This window comes from Pseudomonas sp. P5_B2 (genome assembly GCF_056400445.1).
This window is the reverse complement of the sequence record NZ_JBFULH010001247.1, coordinates 1-803: the sequence shown is the minus strand read 5'-3', so window position 1 is coordinate 803 and position 803 is coordinate 1. Positions and strand designations below refer to the sequence as shown.

The 803-nt window shown below is 52.7% G+C and carries 1 protein-coding gene; it reads right to left on the bottom strand.

Annotated features, from left to right (window positions below; all coding sequences use genetic code 11):
- The coding region (locus AC1DRJ_RS30535) for a recombinase family protein (RefSeq protein ID WP_477805394.1) at positions 1–798 on the bottom strand (798 nt) is incomplete at its 3' end.
- Positions 799–803 lie beyond the last annotated feature (5 nt).

Sequence of the window (803 nt, the reverse complement as noted above, 5' to 3'; positions counted from 1 at the left end):
GCGCAGCTTGGAGGATGTTTTGTTGTAGACGTTGTTACCAATATATTTCTCGTTGGTCAGCACCTGGTGCACGCTGCCCCGGCTCCAAGGGCGATCAAAGTCGGTGACCAAACCTTCAGCGTTCAGCGAATGGGCAATCTCTCGTTCGCTCATCCCGTTGTGGATGAATTGGTGGTAGATGCGTTGAACCACTTCGATTTCCGCTTCGGGCCCAGGAATTAGGATGACCCTGTCGGTCTGGATGCTCTTTTGTTGGCCCCGTGAGAGTTCTGCCTTGAACTCGCTTTTCTCATCGATCAATGCCCGGCGTAACCCATAGCCTGCTGGCCCACCTTGATGAAAACCCTTTTCAACGAGACGGCACTGACCAGCGAAGACTTTTTGGGACAATTCACGGCTGTACTCGCCAGCCATGGATCGTTTGATGCCTTTATATATAGTTGCTAGTGGTGAGCCGTCGTTTTCGAAGGGTTCTGCGCAGTACACCACCCTGATGCCGCTGCTGGTGCATAGGTATTCGTAGTGAGCACTCTCATCTGTGTTCTGAAAACGTCCCCAACGGCTGACGTCATAGACCAGAATGACCTGGAATTGAGTCCTTCCGGTCTGAACATCGTCAAGCAGTGTGCGCAATGCATCCCGACCRCCAATATCTAGGCCGCTTTTCCCTTCATCACGATAGGTGGTAACGATTTCCATGCCATGGCTCATGGCGTATGCATGAATAGCCGCCGACTGGTTTTCGGTGGAGTAGCGTTGATGATCCGTGGACATGCGAACGTATTCCGCAGCCGGCACAGGAC